This is a genomic window from Streptococcus sp. SP8 (assembly GCF_030440045.1).
GTDB lineage: Bacteria > Bacillota > Bacilli > Lactobacillales > Streptococcaceae > Streptococcus > Streptococcus parasanguinis_I.
On sequence record NZ_JAQFJL010000002.1, the window covers coordinates 85,206 to 98,980 of the forward strand.

19 protein-coding genes and 1 other annotated feature are annotated in these 13,775 nt (G+C 39.0%); of the genes, 1 reads left to right on the forward strand and 18 read right to left on the reverse strand.

Annotated features, from left to right (window positions below; genetic code table 11):
- Positions 1–59: 59 nt before the first annotated feature.
- The 10 genes from PCY11_RS03860 to PCY11_RS03905 all read right to left on the reverse strand — a co-directional run bounded on the left by PCY11_RS03860 (position 60) and on the right by PCY11_RS03905 (position 7,982).
- The gene (locus tag PCY11_RS03860) at positions 60–1,535 is read right to left on the reverse strand and encodes a PTS transporter subunit IIC (RefSeq protein ID WP_049474601.1); all 1,476 of its coding nucleotides are present in this window, start codon (positions 1,533–1,535) and stop codon (positions 60–62) included.
- A gap of 98 nt (positions 1,536–1,633) precedes the next feature.
- Positions 1,634–1,939 (reverse strand): PTS sugar transporter subunit IIB, encoded by a 306-nt coding sequence (locus PCY11_RS03865; RefSeq protein WP_049472544.1) that lies wholly within the window; start codon positions 1,937–1,939, stop codon positions 1,634–1,636.
- 35 nt (positions 1,940–1,974) lie between these two features.
- Entirely contained in the window at positions 1,975–2,451 is a 477-nt protein-coding gene (locus PCY11_RS03870) for a PTS sugar transporter subunit IIA (protein WP_023918370.1), read from the reverse strand.
- A gap of 344 nt (positions 2,452–2,795) precedes the next feature.
- Positions 2,796–3,542 carry a DeoR/GlpR family DNA-binding transcription regulator gene (locus tag PCY11_RS03875; RefSeq protein WP_301362505.1) on the reverse strand — a complete coding sequence of 249 codons (747 nt, stop codon included), beginning with the start codon at positions 3,540–3,542 and terminating at the stop codon, positions 2,796–2,798.
- Between the two features lie 216 nt (positions 3,543–3,758).
- Positions 3,759–4,052 (reverse strand): 50S ribosomal protein L27, encoded by a 294-nt coding sequence (gene rpmA, locus PCY11_RS03880; RefSeq protein WP_003002805.1) that lies wholly within the window; start codon positions 4,050–4,052, stop codon positions 3,759–3,761.
- A gap of 17 nt (positions 4,053–4,069) precedes the next feature.
- The gene (locus tag PCY11_RS03885; RefSeq protein ID WP_003002581.1) at positions 4,070–4,414 is read right to left on the reverse strand and encodes a ribosomal-processing cysteine protease Prp; all 345 of its coding nucleotides are present in this window, start codon (positions 4,412–4,414) and stop codon (positions 4,070–4,072) included.
- Positions 4,415–4,428: 14 nt separating this feature from the next.
- Complete coding sequence (gene rplU / locus PCY11_RS03890; protein ID WP_003002830.1) at positions 4,429–4,743, reverse strand: 50S ribosomal protein L21; 315 nt, start codon at positions 4,741–4,743, stop codon at positions 4,429–4,431.
- 34 nt (positions 4,744–4,777) lie between these two features.
- Positions 4,778–4,865, reverse strand: a sequence feature (ribosomal protein L21 leader region).
- Between the two features lie 140 nt (positions 4,866–5,005).
- Entirely contained in the window at positions 5,006–5,548 is a 543-nt protein-coding gene (locus PCY11_RS03895) for a hypothetical protein (protein WP_301362506.1), read from the reverse strand.
- A 52-nt stretch (positions 5,549–5,600) separates the two neighbouring features.
- Positions 5,601–6,821 carry a tRNA uracil 4-sulfurtransferase ThiI gene (thiI, locus tag PCY11_RS03900; protein ID WP_070449094.1) on the reverse strand — a complete coding sequence of 407 codons (1,221 nt, stop codon included), beginning with the start codon at positions 6,819–6,821 and terminating at the stop codon, positions 5,601–5,603.
- An 18-nt stretch (positions 6,822–6,839) separates the two neighbouring features.
- Positions 6,840–7,982 (reverse strand): cysteine desulfurase family protein, encoded by a 1,143-nt coding sequence (locus tag PCY11_RS03905; RefSeq protein WP_301362507.1) that lies wholly within the window; start codon positions 7,980–7,982, stop codon positions 6,840–6,842.
- Between the two features lie 192 nt (positions 7,983–8,174).
- Here PCY11_RS03905 and PCY11_RS03910 point away from each other — a divergent pair, with 192 nt between their 5' ends.
- The gene (locus PCY11_RS03910; RefSeq protein WP_301362508.1) at positions 8,175–8,609 is read left to right on the forward strand and encodes a DUF6556 family protein; all 435 of its coding nucleotides are present in this window, start codon (positions 8,175–8,177) and stop codon (positions 8,607–8,609) included.
- A gap of 19 nt (positions 8,610–8,628) precedes the next feature.
- On the opposite strand, the gene PCY11_RS03915 is transcribed toward PCY11_RS03910, so the two are convergent.
- From PCY11_RS03915 to PCY11_RS03950, 8 genes are all read right to left on the reverse strand, one after another.
- On the reverse strand, positions 8,629–8,973 hold the full coding sequence (locus PCY11_RS03915; protein WP_301362509.1) for a hypothetical protein: 345 nt from the start codon (positions 8,971–8,973) through the stop codon (positions 8,629–8,631).
- Positions 8,974–8,986: 13 nt separating this feature from the next.
- Positions 8,987–9,274, reverse strand: a complete 288-nt coding sequence (locus tag PCY11_RS03920; RefSeq protein WP_080979623.1) for a hypothetical protein — start codon at positions 9,272–9,274, stop codon at positions 8,987–8,989.
- Between the two features lie 15 nt (positions 9,275–9,289).
- A complete protein-coding gene (locus PCY11_RS03925; protein ID WP_301362510.1) occupies positions 9,290–10,990 on the reverse strand; it encodes a hypothetical protein in 1,701 nt (566 codons plus the stop codon).
- Positions 10,983–11,423, reverse strand: a complete 441-nt coding sequence (locus tag PCY11_RS03930) for a hypothetical protein (RefSeq protein WP_049507341.1) — start codon at positions 11,421–11,423, stop codon at positions 10,983–10,985. The genes PCY11_RS03925 and PCY11_RS03930 overlap by 8 nt, the downstream gene beginning before the upstream one ends.
- A 342-nt stretch (positions 11,424–11,765) precedes the next feature.
- Positions 11,766–12,209, reverse strand: coding sequence for a hypothetical protein (locus PCY11_RS03935; RefSeq protein WP_070466135.1), 444 nt, complete (start codon positions 12,207–12,209; stop codon positions 11,766–11,768).
- Positions 12,210–12,255: 46 nt separating this feature from the next.
- Entirely contained in the window at positions 12,256–12,693 is a 438-nt protein-coding gene (locus tag PCY11_RS03940; RefSeq protein WP_148130449.1) for a lipoprotein BUG3, read from the reverse strand.
- 133 nt (positions 12,694–12,826) lie between these two features.
- The gene (locus tag PCY11_RS03945; protein ID WP_070466139.1) at positions 12,827–13,252 is read right to left on the reverse strand and encodes a hypothetical protein; all 426 of its coding nucleotides are present in this window, start codon (positions 13,250–13,252) and stop codon (positions 12,827–12,829) included.
- Positions 13,253–13,283: 31 nt separating this feature from the next.
- The gene (locus PCY11_RS03950) at positions 13,284–13,751 is read right to left on the reverse strand and encodes a hypothetical protein (RefSeq protein ID WP_049507336.1); all 468 of its coding nucleotides are present in this window, start codon (positions 13,749–13,751) and stop codon (positions 13,284–13,286) included.
- Positions 13,752–13,775: the final 24 nt, after the last annotated feature.

Consider the following 13,775-nt stretch of genomic DNA (forward strand, 5'->3'; position numbering starts at 1 on the left):
AAATAAAAACACCATATCCACAAAAGATATGGTGTCAGTTTTCAAACTACATATGACGATTATTTTGCATTTGCAGCATATTCTTCGTTACGTTTGATCATTTGTTTTCTGTACCAAGCGAAGATTCCGATATAGAATGCCAAGAAGACAACTACACCAAGGATAGCTTTGATATCTCCAGTTGTAGCGTTACCGATTGTCCAACCGAGCAATTTTTCAACTGGTCCTTCAAGAGTTGAGTGAGTGATCAATTGAGTAGAAGCTACCCCTTTAGGGAAGGCATCAACACTCTTAGCCAATTGAGTTGCAAATGGTGCAATCAATGTACCTGAAAGAAGGAAGAGTGGCAAGAGAAGGCTTCCGAAGATGATCATACGGATCAATTTACCGCGTGTTACAACCAACAAGGCTGGAGTCACACCCATAGCGATGATACCTGCAAGTGGCAAGATACCATTTCCGACTTTAGAAAGAAGCACAGCTTCGATCAACATGATTGGTGCAAGTACGTTCGCACAAGCCCAGATTTCAGCACGACCAGCGATAAATGGCCAGTCCAAACCGATGTTGAATTTACGTCCTTGAAGACGTTTAGTAGCAACGTTTGTAATACCTTGTGACAATGGTTCTACCGCTGCGATGAACCAAGAACCGATCAATGAGAACAATTCCAAGCAGACACCGGCAGTCAAACCAAGGCTCAACCAACCTTTAATAACCAATTCCCATTTGGCAGCATCTGGGACACCAGCTACTGGATGTGGAGTACCCATGATACCGATGACGATACCAAGAAGGAAACCGATAAAGAATTTAGATCCCCAGAAACCGATCTTCTTGTTCAATTTAGCAGCGTCGAAGTCGTATTTATCAAGACCAGGGAAGAATTTGTCAAAGATTTTATCCAAGACCATGATGATTGGGTTCATCATGTAGTTCATGTGAGTTGAAGTCATAGGTGATGAACTTGGTGCATTCAAAAGATCATCAAATGTTGGTTTCATCAAGTCTGAGTTGATGATTTTCATAATCCCTACAAGGACAACTGCAAGAGTTGCCAAGAAGAGTGATAAACCTTGGCTGACACCGTTGTTGTCCGCATACCATTTGATCAAAAGACCAGTGATAGACAAGTGCCAGATATCGAAGATATCGACGTCAAGTGTATCAGTCTTCTTGATCGCAAGCATGATAACGTTGACGATCAACATAATCAACAAGAAGTAAAGTGTCCAGGCAGACCCCCAAGTGATGGTCGCAAGAGGCGCCCAACCAACGTCAGTGATATTCAATTGAATACCAGTGTTCTCAACGAATTTTGCAAGAGATGCTGAGAAAGCTCCATTCAACATACCGATGATAGCACCGATACCAGTAAGGGCGATGGCAAGTTTAATACCGCCTTCAAGGGCTTTAGAGAATTTCACTCCAAACAAGAGAGCCAATAAAGTCAAGACGATCAACATGATGATCGGAGCACCCATGTCTAGGATGGGTTTGAAAAACTTATTGGCAAAATCAATAATGCCATTCATAATAAATCCTCCCGATTTATAATTTTTTTGTAATTTACGGCATAAAGTGTTCCCACTTTTATAATTGGATAACGCTTACAAACTGTTTTAAAAAAATATTAACTTAATCCATGTTCTTTAATGGCAGCTTCGATGTTATCAAAGACTGGCGCACTCATCGCTGGAATACGGAATAAAATTGGTCCTGCTTCTACCACTGGAATACCAGGATCGAATCCCAAATCAGTTGCAGCAATTGGAGTAAAGATATCATAACCTGAAATCAAATCTTCATTGACGTCTTTGACCATGACAGCGTCACAACGCACATCATAACCACGGTTTGACAACTCTTCTTCCAAGGCACTCTTAATTTGGTGGCTAGAGTTAACACCTGCACCACAGGCAGCTAAAATTTTAATCATTTGGATGTCCTCCGTTATAAATATTTACGAATGTTTTAGGAAATAGTTTCCGTAATGTATTGATAAAGCTTATCTTCACTATCTAATTTTGATAGAGCTTCGAGATTTCCATTGGATGTAAAGAAATCCATCAGCTGGGCCAAAATATTGGTTTGGCTTGAGCTCGTATTATTGATAATAAAGAATAAGAGTGAAACTTGAACTTCCTTATCTGGAGCAATCATATTATGGAAAGTTACGGGTTGATCCAAACGAACCACGACCACATTCTCAGTGAGATTATGGACAATGTCTGTATGCGGGATCGCCACATTTGGTAAGTCCTTACCAAGAAATTCCATGTCTAATCCAGTCGGGAAAGACTTTTCACGCTCAATCAAAGCGGAACGATAGGTTGGTGTCACAATCTGTCGCTCTTCCAATAAGCTTGCTACCTGCTCAAAGAGATCTGTTTGATCCTTGGCATGTAGGCAAAACACAAGATCTTTGTTAAAGAGTTGATTTAATCCCATTGTTGCCACCTCCTTATCTAACTATTTATTTTATGGTTAGAGTATATCACTATATTGATTGATTGTCAATCATTTTTTGTCGTATTTTGTTTATTTTTGTTTATATTACCCTTTAAAGCGCTTCCTAACCGTCATTTTCTAACATTATTAAATAAGTAAAAAGTGAGAGTGGGACAGAAATCGGTAATTCGTTAGAATTCGATTTCGTCGTCCCACCTCCGCACAGTTGAGTAGGGCTGTAAAAGCTGATGAAATCAGCGTAGTAGAGCCCACTCAACCACTGCGTCTTGCTCAACAATCCAAAGACAATTGAGAGGCTAGGACTTTTGTCCCAGCCTCTGATTTTATATGATTCTCGTATACAAGGCGTATTTGTCTTTGATTTTCTTTGGAATACTATCATCGGTAATAATGGCATTTAGATCTTCCACACGATAGAAACTGTAGAAGGAATAACTATCAAACTTGCTGTTATCAGCTACCACATATTTCTCTATCGCATTGTTCAGAATAATGGCATTGCCATTTCCTTCTTCTTCATTAGCAGTAGATACACTATGGCCATCGATTCCATTGACCCCGATGAAAGCTTTAGAAACCTTGATTTCTTTCAAGAGTTTATTGGCAAATTGACCGACAAAAGTTTGTGTCTTCACCCGGTAGCGACCACCAACTAAGATCAGGTCATAATTTGGAAAATCCTTTAATTTCTCAAAAATTGGTAGGGAGTTGGTGACGATGCTAATTTCTTTCCCTTCTAAATAATCTCCGATAAAGTCTGTTGTTGTACCAGAGCCAATAAAGACGGTATCCCCATTTTCGATCAAGTCTGCACATTTTTTGGCAATGGATCGTTTCTCATCAATATTGATCAGATTTTTCTCACTGTGAGAAGCTTCTAATAAACTATCTTTGACTTTTTTGTGGGCCCCACCATGTACACGAACTAAAAGACCTTGTTTTTCAAGATCGATCAGATCGCGACGAATGGTCATGTCTGTCACCCCAAAGAGTTCCTTAAGCTCTTTGACCGATACCACACTTTTTCGATCCAGTTCCTGAAGAATTTCAACATGTCTGCTATCTTTCATGGTACTACTTCCATTCCTACTATATTTGTCTCTATTATACTACTTTTTTCAAAAAACACAAATTCAAACATTATATTAACAAGAGTAAACATGATATTTTTAAATAAATAAAAGAAAAAAGCCTTCCGTTAATCCGGAAAGCTTTGATTTATGCTATTTCTAGCTTCCTCACCTTAATATTTCAAGGCTCGGGATAAAAAGGTTAAGGAAACCTTTTTATTTTGCGATTGGGTAAACAGAAACTTGTTTTTTATCGCGACCTTTACGTTCGAAGCGTACTACGCCTTCAACTTTTGCGAACAAAGTATCGTCTCCACCACGTCCAACGTTCACACCTGGGTAGATGTGAGTACCGCGTTGACGGTAAAGGATAGATCCACCTGTTACAGTTTGTCCATCAGCTGCTTTAGCTCCAAGACGTTTTGCTTGTGAATCACGTCCGTTTGATGTAGAACCTCCACCTTTTTTGTGGGCGAAAAGTTGCAAGTTAGCAAGATTCAATTTCAACATAATTGTTTTCCTCCATGTTAGTTTTCTGTGATAACTCTTGTTTGGACGAACTCTGATGAGTTCTCCGATAAGTTTGCCATCCCTAAGAAAAATGATTCAAAGAATAGTTGGGTCATTTCTCTTTGATGAGGTGGAATATCTGTCGGGATCGTCACCCGCAGGAAGCCACCTTCTTCTTCGTTTAATTCTAGATCCGGTTCGTAGCCTGCAAATTTCTCAACAGAGTTGACAAAGTTAATGGCTAGAGTCGAAACCGATGCACACACGACATCAAAGCCGTATTCACCGCTTCCAGCGTGCCCAGTGATTTCTGCACTCCTCAGCTCGCCATCTTCGGCTCGTTCAAAGACTGCTTGTATCATGTGTTCTCCTAAAATTAAGCGTTGATAGCGTTGATGACAACTTTAGTGTAAGGTTGACGGTGACCTTGTTTACGGTGGCTACCTTTTTTAGGTTTGTACTTGTAAGTAACAACTTTCTTTTGTTTTCCTTGTTTTTCAACAGTTCCAACAACAGTAGCTCCTGAAACAAGTGGAGTTCCGACAACAGTGTTTTCACCACCAACAAGAACAACTTCGTTAAATGTAACTTCTTGACCAGCTTCAACGTTCAATTTTTCAACGTAGATAGCTTGACCAACTTCAACTTTAACTTGTTTTCCGCCAGTTTTAATGATTGCGTATGTGCTCATTATGCACCTCCTATGTATTTTTGGGTTTCCCCGTATTTTTGTGAAGACTCGCCTAGCATCGTGGGACGAACCACTTACTCTCATGGAAATGAGCGACGATGTTCGAGCGGTTGCACAGGCATGTGCATAGTCAACTCTCTTAGTATATCACTTCTATCAGACAAAGACAAGTATTTTTGCGCTTTGAAAACGAATTTCTTTTATAAAATCGATTATTTTATATCTTTTATTTTAAGATCGCTTGTCAGTCCGACTTCTTCATCTACTTATCCTTAAATTTAAAGTCATTGAAGCTCATTTTTGCTTTTGAAGAATCGTTCATGCTCTTCATCTTTTCTTCTTGTTCCTTGGTGATTTTGATAGGAATGGCTGCAGCCGTATTAGGTTTCAACACCCCTGATTCGCTCACTTCATAGTCCACTGTGACATCTTTAAAAAGTGGCTCTCCATCATATTCCAAATTCAGGACAAAGGATCCATCACGATCGATGGTTGTGGTGGTACGATTCACAATAAAGAATAAGGCGAAGCGATTTTCCTCATTTCCAAAGGTATATCCTGGAAAAAAGACAAATAATTTTCCAGCTTCTCCAAGCGTTGGATGTTCCTTGATAAATTTCTCAGACGCTTCCAAGACTTCGTTGTCCTGGTCTTTATACTGCTCGGCCCTGACAAATGTGAGGGGTTCTTTTTTTCTATTGCTTGATTGGCTAGTCTTCTCTTCTTTTTTCGGGCCAGTAAACGATACTTTGACACAGCCTGTCAACAGAAGCAAACTTGTCATTAATACGATAATTTTTTTCATCTTGTCTCCTTTAAGTTGGTTAGAAAAAGAGGCTGGATACGCCCAGTCTCTCCTATAGCAAATCCTCAATCAGGTCATCAACCTCGTCTTTTTCTACTTTTGGTGTGATCTCTGTTACGATGATGCCTGCTACAGCTCGCTCAACTAAGGCTTCCACATCCAACCGTTGCTCATACTGCTCTGCATTTTTGAGTTTCGGATTCGTCTTTGGACGATCTGGTGCAAAGATGGTACAACAGTCTTCAAACGGTTGGATAGAGATTTCAAAGGTATCAATGGCTTGGGCAATATCGATGATTTCCAACTTGTCCATGGTTACCACTGGACGGATAACCGGTGTATTGGTTACCGCATTGATGGCCTGCATACTCTCTAAGGTTTGACTAGCCACTTGTCCTAAGCTTTCACCATTAATAATCACCAAACCACCGCGAACCTCGCGAATACGATCTGTGATGCGCATCATAAAGCGACGGGTCAGGGTCATGAGGTAAGCTTCCGGCGCTTTTGCCTTGATTTCCTCTTGGATCTCTGTGAAGGGCACCTCGATAAATTGGATATTGCCCCCAAACTTGGTCAACTTCCGTGTTAAATCATGGGCTTTTTTAAGAGCACCTGGGCTGGTATATGGGGGACTCGCAAAGTGAACCGCCTCAATGTCCACACCGCGCTTCAAGGCTAGGTAGCCAGCTACTGGAGAGTCGATCCCACCAGAAAGCATGAGCATCCCTTTCCCAGAAGTCCCAACTGGAAGACCTCCTGCTCCCTTGATGGTTTCATAAGAGATGTAGGCTGCTTCTTCTCGGATTTCGACTTGCAGATTGATATCTGGTTTTTTCATTTGGGCCTGAATGGTTGGAATGGCTTCAAAGACAGCACCACCTAGGGTTTGATTGAGTTCGCGACTATCGAGTTCAAAAGTGTGATCGCTACGCTTACTTGAGATTTTAAAGGTCAAGCCGTCCTTGTATATCTCCTTCATAATCTCTTGCACCGCTGCTTTTAAGGCTGGTACTGATTTTTCGATCTTGTAAACAGGTGAAAAATTTTGGATTCCAAAAACTTGCTTGAGGGATTCTGCCACCGGCTCATAATCCGTCCCATGTAGATAAGCATGAGCCCGATCGCGGTCCGCTGTCACTTTGACAGCCGGATAAATAGATAAAACATCTTGGATATTATTGCGAAGTTTATTGATGAAACGCATGCGGTTTTTCCCTTTAGTAGAAAGCTCTCCATAGCGAATCATAATTTCTGAATAGGTTAAGGTCATATTGATTTCCTTCTAAAATTAGCGTACTTTTCGTGTTTGTTCGTAAATCAGTTTGAACTTGGTCAAGAATTGCTCGACTTGGCTCATGTCATTTTCCAGATCGAGACTCAAGCGAACTGCTGTCTGTGCAACACTCTTGTCCACTCCCATGGCAATCAAGGTACCAGCTGGTTTTCCAGCCTTGGACGAGCAGGCACTGGTGGTCGAGATGTAAATATCAAACTCTTCAAAGGCATGGACCACTACTTCACCACGAACTCCCTTGATCCCAAAAGTCAAGATGTGAGGGGCAAAGTGATCCTCACCAGAAAAGATAGTGACATCTGGATAGTTGGCCAATTCTTTGCGGATCACTTCTTTCATCTGCTGGGTCTTGCTAGCAAAAGCTACTTGGTTTTCCATAGCTAAGCGTAGGGCTTTTGCTGTTGCTGCGATCCCTGCCACGTTCTCAGTTGTCGAGCGCATTTCTTTTTCTTGACCTCCACCCGTTAAGAGGGGTGTGATCTTTTTGCCTTCTTTGATGTAGACAAAGCCAACTCCACGAAGGCCATGGAATTTGTGACTAGAGAAGGTCGCAAAGTCCACGCGCTCTGGTAGATAGACTTTTGTTTCTACCTTAGCTAAAGCTTGAACAGCATCGACATGGAAACTAATCGTTGGGCGATCCTCAAGGAGAGCCGCAATTTCATGGATGGGCTGGATGGAGCCAATCTCATTGTTAACGGCCATAATAGAGGCCAAGGTCGTATCCGGACGGAGAAGACTAGCCAAGGCATCCACTTTGACAAAGCCACGCGCATCCACTGGAACATAATCCACTTCGAATCCCTGCGTCTTTAACCAAGCAGCGGACTCCTTGATAGCGGGATGCTCGATGTCAGAGACAATGATATGCTTGCCATAAGGAGCTTTCTCAAAAGCGACACCCTTAAGGATCCAGTTGTCCCCTTCGGTCCCACCAGACGTGAAGTAAATTTCATCAGCTTTCTTGCCAATTAGCTCCGCAATTTGTTTCCGAGAAGCTTCCAAAATACGAGTAGCTTGACTACCTAGATTGTGCAAACTAGATGGGTTGCCCCAGATCCGAGTCGCTACTTCTGTATAAGTCGCAAGGGCTTCTGGATAGGGTTTAGTCGTTGCTGAATTGTCAAAATAAATCATGTCCTACGCATCCATCACTTTCTTTTTACGTAACTTCTATTTTATCATTTCTAACCGCTTGGGACAAGGATTTGATAAAGAGAGATGAGGTAAAATCACTTCATAAAATTCAGTTCTTTTTAGACATTTTTCAGAAAATGACTTATAATAGGAAAGTGTTAAAAAACAATTTTTGATAGAAAGAGAGTGAACATGTCACAATATTCAAGAAGCAACAAAAACCAAAAACCAGAGGAAAAGGCAGATACAAGACCCTCACGTGGTGAAAAAGTCAAACAAGGCCTGTCACTATTTCAAACAGTTGTCGCCACGATTGCCAGTCTTTTAGGGATTATCGTCACTTCTTTTACGATTATAAGCCTGCTTAATAAAGACAATCAAAAAACAGAAGATAAGCCATCTAGTAGCACCAGCGTCGTCGTGGTTCACGATAAAAGTTCTGACTCCACCGCGACAGATACCAACACAAATACCAATACGCAAACCAATTCAAGCAATACAGAAACAAGTTCACAAAAAGAAACCGATAGCTCATCTGCTACAGAAACCAGTTCATCTGCTGCACAAGACCAAGGCTCCACAGCAACAGACAGTGGCGCAGATACAGCATCATCTGGAACCAACTAAAAAAACAGTAAGGACAACCTTACTGATTTTTTTTTGCTTTCGATTCCAGCTTTTTCTGATTTTTATAGAAAGCATCGATCTCGTTATCATACTCCCATTTGAGCTTTGAGCGCTCTTCCTGGATTTGATCCAATTGTTCAAAGACGTCACGTCGAAATCGTTCACTATTTTCATCCATTTGGAAAAAATAAGTATGAACTTCGGCAGGTAACTCACCTTCTGCCATGCGATAGACTTCTTCTTTCAACTGGTCCGTTTGCTGTAGAAAATAAGAGAGATCTTCTTCAAGAGATTCCTCTTTTTTCTTTAACTGTTTCATTTTGCTATCAAATTCAAGTTCTAATTTATAAAGGTTTTCCTTCATCTTCTGTCAATTCTCAATTTCTTAGCGGACTAGTCAGTTCTGGTTTACTCACTTTAGATAAATAGTCTTTTGCTGCAGTTGCGGCTTGCCCCTCAAGACCATCCGTGATATTTTGACTGTAAGTCTTTTTAGCATAGTTTTCCAATTCCTCTGCTTTTGTTTTCAAGTTTCGTTGAAGAGGAGCATTTGTAAATTTTATAGTATTTACTGCCACTGCAACAGCCGCTTTTACTGCTAATCTCTGCTGTGCTTTCAGTACTTCCAGTAGTTTTTCATTCATAAACGGTAAACTTATTGGCATCGTTTTCTCCTTCTTTTATGATAAGGATCCAAAAATATCAGCAGCGCCTTGTTCATCAACCTCTACAAGTTTCTGCGCACATTGAATCATACTCTTTGAGAAGCCACTCATTTTTTCTTTGTAGTTCTTTAAATTACTTTTATCGGTCTCCGCAATTCCGCTATCCCACAAATGTTCAAAAGTCAAGTCAGTCATTAAACTTTCTCTTTCACTTGCCGATAATGCCCATCCTAATGCATAAACAGTATTTCTGGATGATTCAACCGAAGCTTTTACATTTTTTTCCGCAGTCGTGATCATTTTCTCTGTTTCTGACACCTTCTGCTCAATATCTGCATCTGCCAATTGAACTGCTGCATATAACAATTCTGTTCGAAGTAAGATTCGTTCCGCATAGCTCCCAGCACTTTTAATTTTGTTGTGCAAATTATTGGGATTCTTAAGGTCTAAATTTTTTCGATCCCATTCCAAAGAAGCTTTCTGAGCATCTTTTATAATTTTAGCATATTCTTGTAAATATTCTGAAAGTCCTGAAGCAATTGAGGGTATATTAGCTGCTATTTTCGTGGCATCAGTGATACCAATACCAAATCCGTCACGTAATATTAAATAAATTTCTGTCTTATTATTCCAAGGATCTTTTAATGCTTCATGTAACAATGAAGCAAGTTTTTGAAATACTTCTGGTTTCATTGTCACAATGCGTTCAATTGCTTCCTCAGGAATATAATTCTTCAGGTTATCTATAGTTCTTCTATTCAGCTTAGCAAGTCTCTGGCCAGCAACTAACAACTCTGGATGATAGGATTCCGATGCAGTTAGGATATTCCCATAACTATCTATTTGATAGGCACCAAAATCATGGGATGAATACTTGTCCATCATACTAGTATACTTAATCGGGACAACTACATTAACTTGACCAAGTTGTTGATCCCATGGTTTATCACGATTGAGCATACTAACTGGATCAAAAGGATTGACATAATAAACAATTTTTTTATCCAATAATTTCAGTTTTTCATCACTATACCCAGCTTTTTTTAAACTAGCTGTTGTATCTGGGCCATCAAAAAGAACTGCTTTTCCAACGTGATTCAATTCTGATTCAGATAATCCTGCCAAACCTTGTACGGATACCATTGTTCCAAGCGAATGAGCCGTTACATCCATTTTAGCATCCGGTGCAGCTTTTTCCTCTAATTCAGCGATCTTTTCTTTCATCCCTTTTGTAGCATACTGTGCTTGAGGGACGATCGCATCCGTAAGAGCAAAAGCTGCATCATTATTGATCCAATCTTGATAGTTAAATTCCTTAAAATTACCTTTTTTGATTTGTGGTAAATTAATTCCAAAACCATCACTTCCACGAATCGAAAAATAAGTCTGGTGCGTATTCGCGTTGATCGTATCAGTATCTGTGACATAATAAGCGTGGTATCCAGTTTCTTCATCCTCTAACAACTTTTTATTATCCGGTTGAAGATAAACATTGCCACCATTCGGTAGATCCGTACCGCCACCTTTAGTTATCTGTCCATCCTTATCTTTTGCATCTATGGAGAAATTAAATTCAATGGATTTCCCTGAATCAAATTTTTTTCGACTTTCCGGATCCAATTGTTCATATGGAAACTTATTTGGTCTATCTCTGTAAGCTGATTCTGCTAATGAAGCATATAGATTATCAAAACTTTTTAAATGCCAATTAGTCAAATAATTTCCCCCCTACTCTAATGTAGGATCCTACATACATCTCATCTAAATTTAATGTATTATCCTCATTAATTGGGATATCTACTCCCCAACCCGATTCTTCAATATTATTTATACGTCCAAAAACATTCATATAATATTCAGGAGTTGTCAGTCCACCATCACTCCATTGTGTCTGATCCCAATCAATCTGAACGGATTCAACTTTTGAATTTTGTGCTTTGACTAAATCAACAATCTCCTGTTCGTGTTCTTTTAGATAGTCCAGTTGTTTTTTCTTTATAGTTTCTTCATCTTCCTTTAGGTCTTTCGTAGATGAAGCAGCAATCGTTTTTCCTTGTTTTGTATCATCTTTATGTTTCACGGTACATCCTCCTATACTTAGCAACACTGCAATTGAAGCAACTATTATCATGATTTTTCGACTTTTCATGAGTCCTCCTATCATTCTGTACAGATTATTCTCTAAAATTTCCACCTGTCATTTCTCTTAACAAACTCATTGTAATAGTCATTTGTTCAACTCATACTATTTATCTGCTATTTTCTATTCTAAGATTGAAAACTAGATGAATATTATTTTAATTATTATAGCATTTATAGTTTGAAAATCAAGTTATCTCACTACATAGAGCTTTTTAAAACATGAGTTAATTAATTCTTTACTTTTGATTATCAAAGTTTTAAATTAAAGAGTTATGACGTTGGTTACGATCTAGACTAATGGTCTATTACTTACACATAGCACGTTTTTTCCTATCATTTTAAGTTCAAATTACTCAAATAATCTTCCCCCTATGTTAATGTCGGATCCTATATACATCTCATCTAGATTCAATGTATTGTCATCATTAATTGGGATATCTACTCCCCAACCCGATTCTTCAATATTATTTATACGTCCATAAACACTCATATAATATTCAGGAGTTGTCAGTCCACCATCACCCCATTGTGTCTGATCCCAATCAATCTGAACGGATTCAACTTTTGAATTTTGTGCTTTGACTAAATCAATAACCTTCTGTTCGTGTTCTTTTAGGTAGTCCAGTTGTTCTTTTTTTATGTCTCCTTCTGGTTTTTGTACGACTTTCTTTGGAGATGAGGTCGTTATCTTCTGTTCGGGTCTTTTGGTCAAGGGCATGATTTTTCCTCCAAGAAAAACCAGTCCTAGGATTGGTAACAAAATAATCAAAAATAGTTCCATTTGTCTCTTCATTTAATCTTCTCCAATCTATACACTTCAAATTGATCTATCAACTTATTTATTCGAAAATTCTTCCACCTATCCTTAAGTATTGGCCCAAAGACATTGTCTTTAATTTTATTTTTCCATCTTCCACAACTACATCAACTCTCCAACTCGATTCAGAATTTTGATTAAATCCGCCAAAAATGAGAATCATCTCGTCACCACCTTGTGGCGTCCCATTTCCTGCTACTCCCCACTCAGTTTCATCCCAATATATTTGAACGGATTCAACTTTCGGATTTTGGGCTTTCACAAAATCGACGATTTCTTGCTCATGTTCCTTGAGAATAGCGAGCTGTTTTTGTTTAATGGCTTTTTTGTCTACTTTGATTGACGATGAAACATTCGTTTTATCTTGCTTGGTATCTTCCTTCTGTTTCACGGTACATCCAACTATACATAGCACCACCGCAATTGATACACCTATCATCATGATTTTTCGACTTTTCATAAGTCCTCCTACCATTTTGTACAGATTTTTCTTTAAAATGTCCACCTATCATTTCTGGATCTATTATAAACTCATAGCTTAAGTATTTTTGGAATCCTTCCCTCTTCATAGCTAGAATGATCTGTTGATTTTATTAAGGAAAATTCGAACCAGAGATTGAATCAATTGAAGTTGGATTCTCAACATTTGGTTTTGGGACAATAAAAAATGAATAACCATTGAGTTCCTTATCATTTGCCCCATAGACCTTTAAACGAATGTCAAACCCAGATTCTGTAAAAGAACCACTATCTCCTACTTTCACGCTATCCCAGTCATACTTGACCCGAACAACTTCTGGATCATTCGACTTTATGTAGTTCGTAATTTCGGACTCGTGTTTTTTTAAGAAGTCGACTTGCCTTTGAGTAACAGTTGCTGTATCTTCTTTAGTGGAGGAAGAGGTTGCAGTTTGTGCTTGTTTCGTATGAGCTTTTTGCTTTACACTACAACCTCCAATAATTGTGAAAATTAGCATTAAAGATATTAACTTAAGTGTACAATTCATTTTACTTTTCATGTTTCCTAATAACACTAATACTTCTATTTACTTAGGAAAAAATTTTCCAGCCACCATTTTCCTCGATATAGATATCATTTAGCATCCCCATTTTTTTGATAGTTGGTATGCTATTTTGATCTTCTAGGTAAAAATCAACGGAGAATTTTGTGTTTTCTAATTGATTAATTTTACCAGAAATAGATAAATTGTATCCACCACCCTGAGGCGTTCCATTCCCAGACTCTTCAATTTGCATACTGTTCCAATTAACCTGAACGGATTCGACTTTTGGATTTTGGGATTTCACAAAATCGACGATTTCTTGCTCGTGCTCTTTTAGATAAGCGATTTGCTCTTTTTTTATTTCTTCCTTTGATTTTTGTACAACTTTCTTTGAAGAAGTGCTTGTTATCTTCTGCTCCGGCCTTTTGGTCAGGGTCATGATTTTTCCTCCAAGAAAAACCAGTCCTAGAATCGGTAACAGGATGATTAAAAATAATTCCACTCGTCTCTTCATTTTTTTTCTCCAATCCTTCCTTTC